The sequence below is a fragment of the Albimonas sp. genome (assembly GCF_055129145.1).
In genome coordinates this window covers 21,032-37,129 of record NZ_JBSRTQ010000023.1, presented here as the reverse complement: position 1 = coordinate 37,129, position 16,098 = coordinate 21,032, and the positions used below count along the sequence as shown (strand labels likewise).

Annotated in this window: 14 protein-coding genes; 11 read left to right on the top strand and 3 right to left on the bottom strand. The window is 71.0% G+C overall.

The features are described from left to right. The coding region (locus ACTB72_RS06265; protein WP_463036129.1) for a hypothetical protein at positions 1–779 on the bottom strand (779 nt) is incomplete at its 3' end. A 13-nt stretch (positions 780–792) separates the two neighbouring features. Further along, positions 793–2,526: a dihydroxy-acid dehydratase gene (gene ilvD / locus ACTB72_RS06260; RefSeq protein WP_463036128.1), complete on the bottom strand. Its 1,734-nt coding sequence runs from the start codon at positions 2,524–2,526 to the stop codon at positions 793–795. Between the two features lie 428 nt (positions 2,527–2,954). Here ilvD and ACTB72_RS06255 point away from each other — a divergent pair, with 428 nt between their 5' ends. Next, positions 2,955–3,917, top strand: coding sequence for a lysostaphin resistance A-like protein (locus tag ACTB72_RS06255; RefSeq protein ID WP_463036127.1), 963 nt, complete (start codon positions 2,955–2,957; stop codon positions 3,915–3,917). 48 nt (positions 3,918–3,965) lie between these two features. Here the strand turns inward: ACTB72_RS06255 and ACTB72_RS06250 are convergent, their stop codons facing one another. Then, on the bottom strand, positions 3,966–5,669 hold the full coding sequence (locus tag ACTB72_RS06250; protein ID WP_463036126.1) for a thiamine pyrophosphate-binding protein: 1,704 nt from the start codon (positions 5,667–5,669) through the stop codon (positions 3,966–3,968). A 15-nt stretch (positions 5,670–5,684) separates the two neighbouring features. Here ACTB72_RS06250 and ACTB72_RS06245 point away from each other — a divergent pair, with 15 nt between their 5' ends. From ACTB72_RS06245 to ACTB72_RS06200, 10 genes are all read left to right on the top strand, one after another. After that, entirely contained in the window at positions 5,685–5,981 is a 297-nt protein-coding gene (locus tag ACTB72_RS06245; RefSeq protein WP_463036125.1) for a hypothetical protein, read from the top strand. Then, positions 5,978–6,964 (top strand): hypothetical protein, encoded by a 987-nt coding sequence (locus ACTB72_RS06240; protein ID WP_463036124.1) that lies wholly within the window; start codon positions 5,978–5,980, stop codon positions 6,962–6,964. Before ACTB72_RS06245 ends, ACTB72_RS06240 begins: the two co-directional genes overlap by 4 nt. 188 nt (positions 6,965–7,152) lie before the next feature. Beyond that, complete coding sequence (locus ACTB72_RS06235) at positions 7,153–7,824, top strand: DsbA family protein (protein ID WP_463036123.1); 672 nt, start codon at positions 7,153–7,155, stop codon at positions 7,822–7,824. 88 nt (positions 7,825–7,912) lie between these two features. Continuing rightward, a complete protein-coding gene (locus tag ACTB72_RS06230) occupies positions 7,913–8,539 on the top strand; it encodes a glutathione S-transferase family protein (protein WP_463036122.1) in 627 nt (208 codons plus the stop codon). A 10-nt stretch (positions 8,540–8,549) separates the two neighbouring features. Beyond that, positions 8,550–10,268, top strand: coding sequence for an AMP-binding protein (locus tag ACTB72_RS06225; protein ID WP_463036121.1), 1,719 nt, complete (start codon positions 8,550–8,552; stop codon positions 10,266–10,268). Positions 10,269–10,377: 109 nt separating this feature from the next. Further along, on the top strand, positions 10,378–11,832 hold the full coding sequence (locus ACTB72_RS06220; RefSeq protein WP_463036120.1) for a cryptochrome/photolyase family protein: 1,455 nt from the start codon (positions 10,378–10,380) through the stop codon (positions 11,830–11,832). 56 nt (positions 11,833–11,888) lie between these two features. Beyond that, complete coding sequence (locus tag ACTB72_RS06215; RefSeq protein WP_463036119.1) at positions 11,889–13,232, top strand: NAD(P)/FAD-dependent oxidoreductase; 1,344 nt, start codon at positions 11,889–11,891, stop codon at positions 13,230–13,232. Positions 13,233–13,242: 10 nt separating this feature from the next. Continuing rightward, positions 13,243–14,073, top strand: coding sequence for a DUF1365 domain-containing protein (locus ACTB72_RS06210; RefSeq protein ID WP_463036133.1), 831 nt, complete (start codon positions 13,243–13,245; stop codon positions 14,071–14,073). 75 nt (positions 14,074–14,148) lie between these two features. Beyond that, positions 14,149–15,363 carry a class I SAM-dependent methyltransferase gene (locus ACTB72_RS06205; RefSeq protein WP_463036118.1) on the top strand — a complete coding sequence of 405 codons (1,215 nt, stop codon included), beginning with the start codon at positions 14,149–14,151 and terminating at the stop codon, positions 15,361–15,363. A 124-nt stretch (positions 15,364–15,487) separates the two neighbouring features. Next, positions 15,488–16,012 (top strand): hypothetical protein, encoded by a 525-nt coding sequence (locus ACTB72_RS06200; RefSeq protein ID WP_463036117.1) that lies wholly within the window; start codon positions 15,488–15,490, stop codon positions 16,010–16,012. The last annotated feature ends 86 nt before the right edge of the window (positions 16,013–16,098 follow it).

Below are 16,098 nucleotides of genomic sequence, written 5' to 3'. Positions count from 1 at the left end.
CCGGGCCGGGGCGCGGCCAGCGGCGCGGCCAGCGGCGCGGCGGCGGCCACCTGCAGTTCATCCGCCTCAGGGATCGCGCCATTGCCCTGCTTCAGCGCGGTGACCACCCGCGCCAGATAGGCGAGCTTCAGCCCGTCGCGCATCGAATCGGTGTCGAAAACGCCCAGCGAGGCGATCACCGCCCGCTCGTTCACCTCGGTGAAAGCCCGCCAGAAGCGCACGCCCAGCACCGGCACCACCTGTTCGCCCTTGTCCTCGACCAGCACGTAAAGCGTGTCGCCGGCGCGCCGCGTCTGCAGGATGCGTATCGTCTCGGGGTCGCCGCCCATGCCCGCGGTGGTCCGGCCGCGGTCGGAGCGCAGGTAGCGCTCCAGCTCGTTGAAGCCCTCGTCGTTCAGGCCCTTGGCGAAGAGCCGCGTGTCGCCGATGGACAGCGTCACCAGCCCGTCGACCAGCGCCTCGCGCGGGGCCGCCCCGCCAGGGGGCGCGCGCAGGGAGGCGGCGAGGGCGCAATCCTCGATCAGCGCGAAGGCCGCGGCGCCGCCTGGCTTGATGCTGTCGGGGTCGACGCAGAAGCCCTGCGGCGGGGTCAGGCGCACCATCCGGCCCCCGGCGGTGACCGAGGGACCGAGCGGGGTGGCGCCGGACACCGCGGCCGGCGGCGGCAGGCAGCCCTGCAGCGTCGTCAGGCAGCCGAGCCCGACCAGGGTCAGGGCCGCGCGCCGCAGGACCCTGGGCAGGAACCTGGCGGGGCGGGGGATCGTTTCGGGAAAGATCACGCCTCCGTCCAGGTCAGAGATCGGCGTAAACATGGGTCTCATGCGCGGCGCCGGGATGGGTCACCGCCCCATAGCGCGCCGAGCCCACCAGCTGCGCGTATTTCCACAGCGCGCCGGAGGCGTAGTTGGTCGGCTTCGGCCCGGGCCAGTCGGCCTTCCGCGCCGCCAGCTCGTCGTCGGTCAGCGCCACGGAGAGCTCGCCCTTGATGGCGTCGATGGTGATCATGTCGCCGTCCTTCAGCAACGCGATGGGCCCGCCATGCGCCGCCTCAGGGCCCACATGGCCCACGCAAAAACCGCGCGTCGCGCCCGAGAAGCGGCCGTCGGTGATCAGCGCCACCTTCTTGCCCATGCCCTGGCCCGAAAGGGCGGCGGTGGTCGACAGCATCTCGCGCATGCCGGGGCCGCCGGCGGGGCCCTCGTTGCGGATCACCAGGACCTCGCCTTCCCTGTAGCTGCGCTTCTGGACCGCCTCGAAGGCCTCCTCCTCGTTCTCGAAGACGCGGGCGGGGCCGGTGAACACCTGGTTTTCGGGCGCGATGCCCGCGACCTTCACGATGGCCCCGTCGGGGGCGAGGTTGCCCATCAGGCCGACCACGCCGCCGGTGGCGGAGAGCGGGGTCTCGATGGGATAGATCACCTTGCCGTCGGGGGCGCCGACGACCTCCTCGAGGTTCTCGCCGATGGTCTTGCCGGTGACGGTCATGCAGTCGAGATGCAGGAAGCCGCCCTTGGCGAGCTCCTTCATCACCACCGGCACGCCGCCGGCCTCGTAAAGGTCCTTGGCCACGTATTTGCCGCCCGGCACCAGGTCCACGAAATAGGGGGTGGAGCGGAAGATGGCGCAGACGTCGTCGAGCGTGAATTCGATCCCCGCCTCATGGGCGAGGGCGGGCAGGTGCAGGCCGCCGTTGGTGCTGCCCCCCGTGCAGGCGATGATGCGGGCGGCGTTCTGCAGGCTTTCGAGGGTCACGATGTCCCGCGGGCGGATGTTGGACTCGATGAGCCGCATCACCGCCTGGCCGGAGGCCTCGCAGAACTGGTCGCGGGATTCGTAGGGCGCAGGCGCGCCGGAGGACAAAGGCAGCGCGAGGCCGATGGCCTCGGACACGCAGGCCATGGTGTTGGCGGTGAACTGGCCGCCGCAGGCCCCGGCGGAGGGGCAGGCGATGCGCTCGATCGCCTCCAGCTCGGCGTCCGACAGGTTGCCGGCCTGGTGCTGGCCCACCGCCTCGAACACGTCCTGCACGGTCCAGTCGCGGCCCTGGTAGCGGCCCGGCAGGATCGAGCCGCCATAGATGAACACCGCCGGCACGTTCAGCCGGACCATGGCCATCATCATCCCCGGCAGGGACTTGTCGCAGCCGGCGAGCCCGACGATGGCGTCGTAGCCGTGGCCGCGCATGGTCAGCTCGACCGTGTCGGCGATGGCCTCGCGCGAGGCGAGCGAGGAGCGCATCCCCTCATGCCCCATGGCGATGCCGTCGGTGACGGTGATGGTGGTGAACTCGCGCGGGGTGCCGCCCGCGGCCTTCACGCCGAGCTTCGCCGCCTGCGCCTGGCGGTTGAGCGCGATGTTGCAGGGCGCGGCCTCGTTCCAGCAGGTGGCGACGCCGACGAAGGGACGGTGGATCTCCTCGTCGGTCAGACCCATGGCGTAGTAATAGGAGCGGTGAGGGGCGCGCTGCGGGCCTTCCGTGACATGGCGGCTCGGCAGGCGGTTCTTCAGGCTGGTCTTGGCGTCCATGAAATCGATCCGACTGAGGCGGTCTGAACGGGGCGGTCCGTGTCTGCGGCGGCATCCTCCCGGCGGACGGCGGCCCCGTCGCGCATGCTGGGCGGACGATACGCGTCGCCGGCCGGTCAGGACAAGGGCGAGAAGGCGTCGCGGCCACGCCCCCGGCGCGCCGCTGCGGCAGATGGGGACGGGGCGCGGGCGGGGCGGGAGAATCGCCCGGCGCCCCCCGGCGCGCCCTGCGTCATCCGGCGTGCGGTTTCCGGGCGCGGCGGCGCGTCCTCGCGACGGATCACGTTGAATTGTCTCCGCGTCCGGGATCTTAATGACGCTTCAGGCGCGCACGTCGTGTTTTATGAACAAATAATGAACAATTGCAGTGGACGTTGCGGGGCCGCCCCCGTAGTGTCGCGCTGAAAATCTCTGGCCGGCAGGAGCCGATGACCGAGTTCAAGCACCCGCTGATCGCCTTCGCCGAGCCCGCCCGCAAGGGCGCGACCGTGGCGCGGACCCTGATCGGCGGACTGCTGGTGGTGGCCTTCGTGCTGGTCTTCGTGCGCATCGCGCGCCTCGGCACCGCGGAGGCGCTGGTCGGGCGCAGCGGCGACGACCTGCTGCCGGGCTCCACCGACCTGCATTCGCCGCTGGGCGTGCTGATGACGCTGGGCTCTTTCCTCGCGGTCTGGCCGGCGCTGTGGATCGTGCTGCCGCTCGTCCATCGTCGCAAGGCCAACACCCTCTTCGGCCCGGACGGCAAGATGAAGTGGCGCCATTTCCGGCTGGGCATGTCCGTGTCGCTGCTGGTCGGCGCCGCGGCCTGGGGGCCGCTGCTCTGGAACCATGCCGACGAGATCCTGATCTTCCCGAACCTCCGTTCCTGGCTGGTCCTGGCCGCGATCGGCGTGCCGATGGTCTTCGTGCAATGCGTGGCGGAGGAGTTGATGTTCCGCGGCTACATGCTCCAGCAATTCGCTGCGCGCTCGATGTCGGTGCTGGGCTGGTCGGTGCTGCCCTCGATCCTGTTCGGGCTGGCGCATCCGTCCGAAGGCGGGCTGTTCTCGATGTCGTGGTATCACTTCGTCTTCGGGCTGGTGATGGCGGCGGTGACCTCGCGCACCGCCAATCTCGGGGCGGCGGCGGGCATCCATTTCGGCAACAACCTGATCAACCTGCTGCTGATCGCGCCGTCGCAGATGGTCAGCGGCCTGGCGCTGTTCGCGATCCCGAGCACGGTGGATTTCTCCGGCTCGCGCATCGCCTATCTGGTGATGATGTTCCTCGGCGCGGCGCTGTTCATGGGTTTCATGGACTTCCGCTTCATCCGCGCCTGGCAGGCGGCGCGGCGCGAACGCAACGCCGCCGCCGCGGGCGACCCGACGCCCGAGACGCTCGCGGCCGAATAGCCCCCTTTCCCCGCCCCGGCGGACCGGGAGGGGGGGGCTCGAGGCGGATCAGCCCGCCAGCGCGGCCTCGCCCTCGGCCCGGATCGCGGAGAGCGATTTGACCGGGGTCAGCGCCTCGGGATCCACCACGATCTCGATCAGGTAGCAGCCCGGCGCGGCGAGCGCGCGGGCGAGCGCGGGGGCGAAATCCTCGGTCTTCGACACCCGCTCGGCGCCGGCGCCATAGGCCTCGCCCAGCTTGACGAAATCGGGGTTGAAGAGCTCGGTCGCGATGGTCCGGCCGGGGTGGTGGCGTTCCTGGTGCATGCGGATGGTGCCGAACATGCCGTTGTTGACCACGATGGCGATGACCTTGGCGCCGTATTGCACCGCCGTCGCCATCTCCTGCGCCGTCATCATGAAGCAGCCGTCGCCGCCCATCACCACCGAGACCCGGTCGGGATGGGTCAGCGCCGCCGCCACGCCCGCCGGGACGCCGTAGCCCATCGAGCCGGAGGTGGGGGCCAGCTGGGTGCGGTAGCCGCGATGCTCGCGGAAGCGGTGCAGCCAGATCGCGTAGTTGCCGGCGCCGTTCGACACGATGGCGTCGTCGGGCAGCGTCCGGTTCAGCTCGGCGATCACTTCGCCCATGTCCATCGCGCCGATGCCGGGAACGGGGGCGGAGAAGCCCTCATACGCCTTGCGCAGGGTGGCGACGCCGGGGACCGGGCCGGGGCGCTTGGGCAGGACGGCGGCGGCTTCGAAGAACGGCAAAGCCCGGCAGGCGATGGCGAGGTCGGAGGCGTAGACGACGTTATGCTCCTCCGGCCCCGGATGCACGGTGACCAGCGGCATCCGCACATTGGGCACGCCCAGCAGCTCATAGCCCTGCGAGGCGATCTCCCCCAGGCGCGAGCCGACATTGATCAGCAGGTCGCAGTCCTCGCGCACGTATTTCACCAGCGCCGGGTTCGCGCCGATGCCGAGCGTGCCGCAGAACTGGGGATGGCGATTGTCCATGTAGTCCTGGCGACGGAACGAGGTGACCACCGGCAGGCCCTGCGCCTCGGCGAAGGCGGCGGCCGCGGCGGCGGTCTCGGGCGACCACGCCCCGCCGCCGATCAGCATCACCGGGTTTTCGGCCGCGGCGATCATCTCGCCCAGCCGGGTCATCGCGGCGGGCGTCGGCGCGGCGGAGGCGAGCGCGGGGACCCGGATGTCCGGCACATCGGCGCGGTCCGACAGCGTCTCCTCCGGCAGCACCAGCACCACGGGGCCCGGTCGCCCCTCCTGCGCCACGGCCCAGGCGCGCGAAATGTATTCGGGGATGCGGGCCGCGTCCTCGATCTGCGCCACCCACTTGGAAACCTCGCCGAACATGCGGCGATAATCGATCTCCTGGAACGCCTCGCGGTCGAAATGGTTGCGGCTGACCTGGCCGATAAAAAGAATCATCGGGGTCGAATCCTGCATCGCATTGTGCAGACCGTTGGAGCCGTTGGTGGCGCCCGGGCCGCGGGTCACGGCGGCAAGCCCCGGTTTTCCGGTCAGTTTTCCGTAGGCCTCCGCCATATTCACGGCGCCGCCTTCGTGGCGACAAGCGATCGTGCGTATGGCGTCTTTATGATCGTGAAGGCCGTCGAGCAGGCCGAGAAAGCTTTCCCCCGGCACGCAGAACACTATCTCAGCGCCTAGGATGCGCAGCTGATCGGCGAGAATCCGGCCTCCGTGGCGCATATTGGCGGTGACGGATGCGGAACCGGGCTTGGACATGGGAGAACCTCTGCGATGGGAGACGTCTTCTTAGCTCGACCCGACCCGACGGCGAAAGGGCGCCTCGCGGTCACCACGTCGCCGTATTGCGTCGATCTCGCCATCGCGTGCATCATGGCCGGATCGACGGGCGCGCCCGTCGCGGAGACGGCCTGGATCCCGACGGTCGCGGCGGAAAGGGTCGACTTCCCCTCCGTCACGCCCCAGTCACGGCGAATCGGCCACAATTTCAATCAGAGTGGCGTCAGCGCCGGGATTCGCGTTGCGTTCCGGCCGTCCCTGCAAATGTCCGGCAAAGAGCGGAAACCATGATCGCGAAGCTGTCCATTCGCCTCTACTCGATCGTCGCCCATGCGCTGGCGCTGGCCGCGATGGTCTATCTGATCGGGTTCATCGGCGATGTCGGCGTGCCCTGGACGATCGACAACGGCGCGGCGCGGCCGCCGGTCCCGGTGGCGCCGGCCATGGCGCTCGACATTGCGCTTATGGCCCTGTTCGCGCTCCAGCACTGGGGCATGCGCCGGTATCGCGGCTGGGCCCGGCCGCTGCCGGCGGAGGCGGAGCGTCCGACCTACCTGATCGCCACCGTCGCGGCGCTGGCGGCGCTGGTCGCGCTGTGGCGGCCGATCCCGCATGTGGTGTGGGCGTTCGATTCCGATCTCGCGGTCTATGGGCTGAGCCTGGCCTATTTCGCCGCCTGGGCGATGATGCTGACCGGCGGCTTCCGCATGGTGCGGCCCTGCTCGCTGGCGCTGAGCCCGACGCGGGCGACGCTCGGGCTCAGGGTGGCGTCCGAGGCCTCGCGCCCCGCGCGGCGCGCCTGGTACGTGATCCCGCTGATCACCCCCTACATGACCGTCGGGCATCTGGTGTTCGCGCTGGGCATCGCCACGATGGTGATGCTCGCCTCGATCCTGCAGGACGACGAGGCGCGCGCCGCGACGCTGGCCCGCAGCCGCGCCCGCCGCGTCGCCGCCCGTCAGACGCGGTCGCGAAACGGACTCCAGGCCAGCCGCCTGCGGGCGCTGGACCGTGAAGAGGAGGCGACGCCGCCGCCGCGGCCGGCCCGTGGGGCGGGACTGTGGATCGCCGACGGGATGCGCGACGCGCTGGCGCGGCTGCGCAGCCTCGGCGGGCGCAATTTCGCCGAACCGGTCGCGATGCAAGAACCCGCGCGGGGCGCGGCCCCCGCGCCCGTCATGGCCGCCGCCGCCCCCGCGCTGGCCGAGCGACTGGCCAACCCCATGGCGCATCCCATGGCCGCCCGGACCCGCGGCGGCATGGCGGCCGGCTGAGCGCGGCGCCCCTGCTGCGCTTCGCGCCGACGCGCCCGACCCCGCCCCCGACCTCGCGCTTGACCCGCGAGGCGGGGCCGCATCAGATGCCTTCGCCCCCGACGCTTCACGCCGCGGCGCGGGGGCGCGGCGCCGCGCGGAAGGGGCCGCGATGACGCCCGTCGCGGGCGGGCGGCGCGGAGGCCCCGATGTCCGACCCCCATATTTCTCCTGCGGTTGCGGCGTCGCCCGCGCCCGCCGCCTCCGAACCTCCTGCGACGGTCGAATTCTGGTTCGACTTCGCCTCCACCTACTCCCACCTCGCCGCCCAGCGGGTCGAGGCGCAGGCCGAGGCGCGGGGCGTGAACGTGACCTGGCGGCCCTTCCTGCTCGGCCCGATCTTCGTGGCCCAAGGCTGGAAGACCTCGCCCTTCGCCATCTACCCCAACAAGGGCGCCAACATGCTGCGCGACATGCAGCGGCTCGCCGCCCTGCAGGCCCTGCCGCCGGTGGTGGCGCCCGTGCCGTTCCCGCAGAACTCGCTGCTCGCCGCCCGGGTGGCGCTGGCGCTGGCCCCGGCCCAGCTCCCCGACTTCGCCCGCGGCGTCTATCTGGCCGAATTCGCCGCCGGGCATGACATCTCGCTTCTCGAGACGCTGACCCCGATCCTCGCAGGCCTCGGGCTCGACCCCGAGGCGACCTTCGACGCCGCCCGCGACGACGCGATCAAGACCGCCCTGCGCGACCAGACCGAAAAGGCGATGGGGCTGCGCATCTACGGGGCGCCGACCTTCGTGACCTCGGACGGGGAGCTGTTCTGGGGCAACGACCGGCTCGAGCATGCGCTGGACTGGGAGGCGGGGACCGCGCCCCGGCCGTGACGCCCCCGACTGCGCCCCCGAACGCCCGTCGCTTGCGCGTCAGCCCCCGGGGCTGCAAACCTCGCGCATAACAATCAGGGAGGCCCGCATGGCCACGATTCTCTACGGACGCGATCTCAGCCCCTTCACGCGGCGCGTCGCCATCTGGGCCGCGTTGCAGGGCATCGCGCTCGAACGCCGCCCGCTGATGGTCAACGGCCCGGATTTCGAGACGCTCAAGTCCGTCAGCCCCATGGGCCGCGTGCCGATCCTGGTGCCAGAGGATGGCGAGCCGATGATCGAGACCGCCGCCATCATCGACTGGATGGAGGAGCAGGCCGCCCCCGACGCCCGCCTGATCCCCGCCTCCGGCAAGGCCAGGCGCGAGGTGATGCAGGCGATGGCCTACGCCCATTCGACGGTCGAGAAGGGGGTGGCGCTGGTCTACGAGAAGAACCGCCGCCCCGAGGAATTCCAGTGGGCCGAGTGGCGGTCCCGGCTCGAAGGCCAGATCGCCGGCGGGCTCGACGTGCTGGAGGCCCGCGCGCCCGAGACCGGCTTCCATGGCGGCGATCGCCCCGACGGGGCCGACGTGTGCTTCGCCATCGCCCGGGATTTCATCCGGGCGACCAACCCGCATCTGCTGGAGCCGGGCTATGCGAAGCTGAACGCGCTCGCCGATCGCTGCGACGCGCTGCCGGAATTCGGCGCCTCCAACCCCGCCGTCGCGGCCTGAGGCGTCGGGGATGAGCGCCGCCGCTCCCGATCTTCCGCCCCCCGGCACGCCTCTGGTGGCGCGGCGGGGGGGCGACTGGGACGCCCTGCGCGCCGGCTTCCGCTGGCCGCGCCAGGCGGTGGATCCGGCGGCGGCGTTCAACATCTACGAGGCGGTCTGCGGCCGCTGGGCCCGGATCGCCCCCGACCGCCCGGCGCTGCGCCTGCTGCGCCATGACGGCGAAGTGCGCGAATGGACCTTCGCCGAGCTCGACCGCGCCTCGGCCCGGCTCGCCAACGCGCTGACCGCGCGCGGGCTGGGCCGGGGGGATCGCTGCGGGCTGCTTCTTCCGCAGACGCAGGAGGCGCTGCTCACCCACCTCGCCTGCTACCGGATCGGGGCGGTGGTGGTCCCGCTCTTCACCCTCTTCGGCGAGGACGGGCTGCGGATGCGGCTCGCCGACAGCGGCGCCAGTCATATCGTGACCGACGCCGCCAACCTGCCCAAGGTGCTGGCGATCCGCGACGACCTGCCGGCGCTGCGCATCATGTGGACCGTGGACCGGCCCGGCGACGGGGCGTGGGGGTTCTGGCAGGAGCTGGCCAAGGGCCGGGACGATTTTGCAACCGTGCGGACGGGGCCCGACGACCCCGCGTTCCTGTCCTACACGTCCGGCACCACCGGCCCGCCCAAGGGGGCGCTGCACGGGCATCGGGTGGTGCTGGGCCATCTGCCGGGGTTCGAGACCCATCACGACTTCGCCCCCCAGCCCGGCGACGCCTTCTGGACGCCCGCCGACTGGGCGTGGATGGGAGGGCTCTGCAACGTCATGCTCCCCGCGCTGTTCCACGGCGTGCCGCTGCTCGCGCATCGCATGTCGAAATTCGACCCGGAGGAGGCCTTCGCCCTCGTCGCCCGCCACCGCATCCGCAACGCCTTCTTCCCGCCGACCGCGCTGAAGCTGCTGCGCCAGGTGGAGAATCCGCGGGCGAAATACGACTACGACCTGCGCTCCATCGGGTCGGGGGGCGAGGCGCTGGGCGCCTCCCTGCTGGAATGGGGGGAGGCGGCGTTCGGGCTGACCATCAACGAATTCTACGGCCAGACCGAGTGCAACCTGGTGCTGGGCAACTGCGCGGCCCTCTTCCCGCCGCGCCCCGGCTCCACCGGCCGGGCCGTGCCGGGGCATGTGGTGGGCGTGATCGACTCGGAAGGCGTCGAGCTCGCGGATGGCGAGGTCGGCGAGATCGCGGTGCTCGCCCCCGATCCGGGGATGTTTCTGGGTTATTGGAACCTGCCCGAGAAGACCGCCGAGAAATTCGTGACCGGCCCCGACGGGCGACGCTGGATGCGGACCGGGGACGAGGGGCGGCGGGAGCCGGACGGGCATTTCTTCTTCAGCTCGCGCAGCGACGACGTGATCACCTCGTCCGGTTACCGCATCGGGCCGACCGAGATCGAGGATTGCCTCACCGGCCACCCCGCCGTCGCCATGGCCGCCGTCATCGGCCTGCCCGACCCGGTGCGGACCGAGGCGGTGACCGCCTATGTGGTCCTGCGCCCCGGCGCGGCCCTGCCCGAGGACCTCGCGGCCGAGCTGACCGCCCGCGTCCGCACCCGGATCAGCCCCCATGTCGCGCCGCGCGCCGTGCATTTCGCGCAATCCCTGCCGATGACCGCCACCGGCAAGATCATGCGGCGGGAGGTGAAGCGGATCGCCCTGGGCGGCGCGCAGGACGAGGAGACCTGACGACCGGCACGCGCCCCGTCGTCAATTCGGCAACGATCACGAAAGGTTTCGCAGGAAACAGTGCGGCGCAGTGAACCCAAAGCGGGGAGGCGCCGTATCTCACTCTGACATGAATGACGCCGCCGCTCCCCTCGCGCCCGCCGCGCCCTCAGACCAGCCGCCGGCGCTGGTCTGGCTGCGCCGCGACCTGCGCCTTGATGACAACCCGGCGCTCGACGCGGCCCTCGCGCTCCGCGGGCCGGTGATCGCGGTCTGGATCCTGGATCCGGAGACGGAGGCGCTGGGCGCCGCCCATCGCTGGCGGCTGGAGGCGTCGCTGGAACGGCTTTCCGGCGCGCTGGAGGGGCTGGGCGCAAAGCTGATCCTGCGGCGGGGGGAGGCGCTGGGCGTCCTGCGCGCGCTGGCCGCCGAAACCGGCGCGAAGGCGATCCGCTGGAACCGGCTTTATGACCGCGCCGCACGGCGGCGGGACGAGACGGCGAAGGTGGCGCTGAAGGACGACGGGCTCGACGTCCGGTCGTTCAACGGCGCCCTGCTGCATGAGCCCTGGGAGGTCGAGAACAAGACCGGCGGCTATTACAAGGTCTACTCGCCCTTCTGGCGCGCCATCGCCGACCGTGTGGTGCATGAGCCGATCGCCGCGCCTTCTCGCTGGCCCGCGCCCGAGACGTGGCCCGCGAGCGACCGCCTGGCTGACTGGGCCATGGCCGCCGACATGCGCCGCGGCGCCCCCGTGCTTGCCGTCCATGCCGCGCCGGGCGAGGCCGCGGCCCATGCCCGGCTGGCGACGTTCCTCGAGGAGCGCGTCGGAAAATACGCCGCCGACCGCGACCGGCTGGACCGGGACGCGACCTCGCGCATGTCGGACGCGCTGGCGGTGGGGGAGATCTCGGCCCGCCGGATCTGGGCCGCGGCCCTCCCCCGCAGGCAGGACGGGCAGGCCAAGGCCGTGGAGAAATTTCTCAAGGAGGTGGCCTGGCGCGAATTCGCCTATCACCTCCTCCACCACTCGCCGGCGCTGGAAACCGGAAACTGGCGCGCGGAATGGGACGATTTTCCGTGGCGCGAGGACAATGACGACGCCGAGGCCTGGCGCCAGGCCCGCACCGGAGAGCCGCTGATCGACGCCGCCCTGCGCGAGCTTTTCGTCACCGGGATCATGCACAACCGGGCGCGGATGCTGGTCGCCTCATACCTCACGAAACACCTGATGACCCATTGGCGGGTCGGCGAGGGCTGGTTCCGGGATACATTGATCGACTGGGACCCGGCCTCCAACGCGCTGGGCTGGCAGTGGGTGGCGGGGTCCGGCCCCGACGCCGCCCCCTATTTCCGCGTGTTCAACCCCGAGACCCAGGCCGAGAAATTCGACCCCGACGGCGCCTATCGCGCCCATTGGCTGAAAGGCGCCGGCGCGCGCGCCTTTCACGACGCCATCCCCCGCGCCTGGGGGCTTTCCCCCGACGACCCTGCGCCTGCGCCCCGCATCAGCCTCAAGGCCGGGCGGGACCGGGCGCTGACCGCCTATTCGGACCTGCGTGCCGCGCGCGGCGACGCGGCCTGACCTGACACTACCCAAAAAAAAACCAGATCAACGAACCTGACGGGAGACATGCACATATGAAGATCGCGGTCATCGGCGCCGGAATCTCGGGACTCGGCGCCGCCCTCGCCCTGAGCGAACGGCATGACGTGACGCTGTTCGAGCGGGACGGGCGTTTCGGCGGACACGCCAACACCGCGACGGTGCGCCATGAAGGGCGCGAGATCCCGGTCGACACCGGATTCATCGTCTGCAATGCGCGCAATTACCCCAACCTGATGGGGCTGTTCGACCATCTGGGGGTGGAGACCGAATGGTCCGACATGTCCTTCGGCTTTTCGCTGAACGGCGGGGCCTACGAATACGCCTGCGACGACCTCGGGACCCTGTTCGCGCAGCGGCGCAACTGGGCCAACCTGCGCCACATGAAGATGCTGCTGGAGATCGTCCGAAAATTCAACCGCACCGCCTCGGCGGAGCTCGCCGGCGGCGAACTGGCGGGCCTGTCCCTGGGCGAGTGGCTGGAGCGGCGGGGCTATTCCACCGCCTTCCGCGACCGCTTCGTGCTGCCGATGGGCGGCGCGATCTGGTCGACCTCGACCCGGCGGATGCTGGACTTTCCGGCCGCGAATTTCGTGGCCTTCTTCGACAATCATGACCTGATGACCGGCCTCGACCCCGCCCAGCGCTGGCGGACGGTGGCGGGGGGGTCGCGCGAATACGTCGCGCGCGCCGTGCAGGCGCTGGGGCCGCGGGCGACGCTGGGCGTGGGCGCGCAGGAGATCCGGCGCGACGCGTCGGGCGTGCATGTCCGCTTCGACGACGGTTCGGAGGGGCGGTTCGACCAGGTGATCCTCGCCACCCATGCCGACGTGACGCTCGGCCTGATGACCGACGCCGACGCGCAGGAACGCGCGCTGCTGTCGGCCTTCCCCTATTCGCGCAACCTCGCGGTGCTGCATTCCGACACGTCCCTGATGCCGAAGCGGCGCAAGGTGTGGTCGTCGTGGAACTTCCTGTCGGACGGGGCCGAGGCCGACGCGTCGCGGCCCGCCCAGGTCACCTACTGGATGAACCGGCTGCAGAACCTCGACCCCGCGCTGCCGCTTTTCGTGTCGCTCAACCCCTCGCGCCGGCCCGATCCGGCGCAGGTGCATGGCGAATACGCCTATGACCACCCGCTCTATTCGACCGAGAGCTTCGAGGCGCAGGCCGACATGGACCTGATCCAGGGCCGGGGCGGGGTGTGGCATGCGGGGGCCTGGCTCGGCTACGGGTTCCATGAGGACGGGCTGCGGTCGGGCCTGCGCGCCGCGGCGGCGCTGGGGGCGCGGCCGGCCTGGGCGCGGGACCTTGGCGCGCCGCTGGCCGGTCCGGTCCCGGCGCCCGCCCCGGCGCTCGCCGCCACGGCGGCGGAGTAGCGCCGTGGCGATGCCCCCGGACCAGGGCTGCGCCTATCTCGGCCATGTCATGCACATGCGGCTGACGCCCCGGGCGCATCGGTTCCGCTACCGGCTGTGGACGCTGCTGCTGGACCTCGACCGGCTGGAGGACACCGAAGCGGGCCTGCGCCTGCTGGCGGTCAACCGGCGCGGGCTCTTTTCGCATCACGACGCGGATCACGGGCCCCGCGACGGCTCCCCCCTGCGGCCGTGGGCGGAGGCGCGGCTGGCGGAGGCGGGACGTCAGCGCCCCGCCCGCATCCGCCTGCTGGCCATGCCGCGCGCGCTCGGCTTCGTGTTCAACCCGCTCTCGGTCTATTATTGCGAGGATGACGCCGGGCGCCTGGAATCGGTGATCTACGAGGTGAAGAACACCTTCGGCGACCAGCGCGCCTATGTGATGGCGGCGGAGGCTTCGGGCGCCGACGAAGCCGCGCCCCGCCGCCACACGCAGGCCAAGGAGATGTTCGTCTCCCCCTTCATCGGCATGGACCAGACCTATCGCTTTCACCTCGCCCCCCCGGGGGCGCGGCTGGCGCTGCGGATCCGTCAGGGATCTGCGGCGGAAGGCGATGTGCTGATCGCCGCCCAAAACGGCGACCGCCTGCCCCTGACCGACGCGACGCTCGCCCGGCTGGCGCTGGCGCTGCCGCTGATGTCGATCAAGGTTCTGGCCGCGATTCACTGGCAGGCCCTGCGGCTGGCGATCAAGCGCGCGCCCTTCCGGCGCTATCCCGGGGCCGACGCGGCCCATGCGCCGAAGCCTGAAAGCCCCCATCAGGTGGAATTGGGTCCTCGGGACCGGGTTTCGGCCACGTGAGTCGCCTCAAAGAGGCTGGCGCGGCCGTTATCGCCATATTAACCTTTTTCACCGAACCGCAGAGGAGCCGCCGACATGACGGAACCGCTTGATACCGTTCGGGGACAGACAGGGCTGCCGCGCTGGTTCGCATCGGTCTTCGAAACGGCCCGTGGGCTGACCTCCGGCAGCATCACCCTCGCCTTGCCCGACGGCCGCGAATTCCGCGCCGCCGGCGAAGCGCCCGGACCCGACGCGCGCATCGAGGTGCGCGACCCGACGCTTTTCGCCCGGCTGGTGCGCGACGGCGAGCTGGGCTTCGCCGAAGCCTATATGGACGGAGCCTGGGACACGCCCGACCTGCAGGCGGTGCTCGACGTGGCGCTGCTGAACAACGAGAACATGTCGCGCAAGTTCTCCGGCGCCGCGTTCGCCCGGATGATCGAACGCCTGCGCCACTGGATGAACCGCAACACCGTGGCGGGGTCCAAGCGCAACATCGCGGCGCATTACGACCTCGGCAATCCGTTCTATTCCCGCTGGCTCGACCAGAGCATGACCTATTCCTCGGCCCTGTTCCGCGGACGGCAGGAGACGCTCGAGGCCGGCCAGCTCAACAAATACGCGGCGATCTGCGATGCGCTGGGCGCGCCCGAGGGCGGCCATATCCTCGAGATCGGCTGCGGCTGGGGCGGTTTCGCCGAATACGCCGCCCGCGACCGGGGACTGCGGGTGACCGCGCTGACCATCTCCCAGGCCCAGCACGACTACGCGAAGGAGCGGATGGCGCGCGCCGGCCTCTCGGACCGGGTCGACATCGTGATCCGCGACTATCGCGAGGAGCGCGGGGTCTATGACGGCATCGCCTCCATCGAGATGTTCGAGGCGGTGGGCGAGAAGTTCTGGCCGGTCTATTTCGACACCGTGCGCGACCGGCTGAAGCCCGGCGCCTGCGCCACGCTGCAGGTGATCACGGTGGCCGACACCCTGTTCGACGGCTACCGCAAGGGCGTGGATTTCATCCAGAAATACATTTTCCCGGGCGGCATGCTGCCCTCGCCCACCCGGCTGATCGAGGTGTCGCGTCAGGCGGGGCTGGAGCTCGCCGGCTCCATCGAGTTCGGCGACAGCTATTCGGAGACGCTGCGTCGCTGGCGGGACCGGTTCAACGGGGCGTGGGAGGACATCGCGCCGATGGGCTTCGACGACCGTTTCCACCGCATGTGGAATTTCTATCTGGCGAGCTGCGCGGCCTGCTTCCGCGCCGGCACCACCGACGTCACCCAGGTGACGCTGCGCCGGCCCGCGTGATCGGCGGCACGGGCCGCGCGCCCCGCGCCGCCAGATGAACGGACTTGAACGCGCGACCGCTTCCGTGCGATCCTGCGTCCCCGCAGAAGCTGTGGGTCCGGATGATCGGCACGGAGGTGAGCGCGTGAAGCATGGCCAGCCCCGAGGCAGGAAGTCCGCCGCCGCGTCGGCGCGCGAGACCTACGCCTCCTCTCGCCTGCTGGTCGCCGTGCTGTGCTGCGCGATCGGCGCGGCGGCGGTGCATCTTCATTTCACCCTTCTGCCACCTGAACCGGCCCAGTCGGTGCAGCGGGTCCATATCGCCGCCGGCGCCGCCGGGCTCTGGGCCGGCTGGACGTTGGTGGCGCGGGCCTTCGGGCGCGGGATGAGGGCGCAGGTGCTGGGCGCGCTCGGCGCCGCCTTCGCGGCCGGACTGGTGCTGAGCGTGCTGGGCGGCATCGGCGGGGTGCTCGACACCTACGCCCATGGCGCCTTCGCCACGCCCGACGCGCTGTTCCAGCATCTGCTGGCCAAGGCGGTGGCGACCGGGATCCTCATCGCGGGCTCGCCGGCGCTGTTCCCCGCCATGCTGGTCACGCTGGCCGCGTCGCTGCTGGGCGACCTCGCCCATCGGACATGGGACCAGCCCCGGATCGAGCCGATCCGCTGAACCGCCGCAGCCCGCCCGCGCTGGCCGTCGCCTCGCCGCCGCAATCGCGCCGCAATCGCTTCGCGTCGCTTGACCCCGGCCCCGGA

Coding starts and splice junctions, on each gene's coding strand:
- ilvD (WP_463036128.1), bottom strand. CDS start 2,526: ATGGACGCCAAGACCAGCCTGAAGAACCGCCTGCCGAGCCGCCATGTC.
- ACTB72_RS06255 (WP_463036127.1), top strand. CDS start 2,955: ATGACCGAGTTCAAGCACCCGCTGATCGCCTTCGCCGAGCCCGCCCGC.
- ACTB72_RS06240 (WP_463036124.1), top strand. CDS start 5,978: ATGATCGCGAAGCTGTCCATTCGCCTCTACTCGATCGTCGCCCATGCG.
- ACTB72_RS06245 (WP_463036125.1), top strand. CDS start 5,685: ATGGGAGACGTCTTCTTAGCTCGACCCGACCCGACGGCGAAAGGGCGC.
- ACTB72_RS06235 (WP_463036123.1), top strand. CDS start 7,153: ATGTCCGACCCCCATATTTCTCCTGCGGTTGCGGCGTCGCCCGCGCCC.
- ACTB72_RS06210 (WP_463036133.1), top strand. CDS start 13,243: ATGCCCCCGGACCAGGGCTGCGCCTATCTCGGCCATGTCATGCACATG.
- ACTB72_RS06220 (WP_463036120.1), top strand. CDS start 10,378: ATGAATGACGCCGCCGCTCCCCTCGCGCCCGCCGCGCCCTCAGACCAG.
- ACTB72_RS06250 (WP_463036126.1), bottom strand. CDS start 5,669: ATGTCCAAGCCCGGTTCCGCATCCGTCACCGCCAATATGCGCCACGGA.
- ACTB72_RS06230 (WP_463036122.1), top strand. CDS start 7,913: ATGGCCACGATTCTCTACGGACGCGATCTCAGCCCCTTCACGCGGCGC.
- ACTB72_RS06225 (WP_463036121.1), top strand. CDS start 8,550: ATGAGCGCCGCCGCTCCCGATCTTCCGCCCCCCGGCACGCCTCTGGTG.
- ACTB72_RS06205 (WP_463036118.1), top strand. CDS start 14,149: ATGACGGAACCGCTTGATACCGTTCGGGGACAGACAGGGCTGCCGCGC.
- ACTB72_RS06215 (WP_463036119.1), top strand. CDS start 11,889: ATGAAGATCGCGGTCATCGGCGCCGGAATCTCGGGACTCGGCGCCGCC.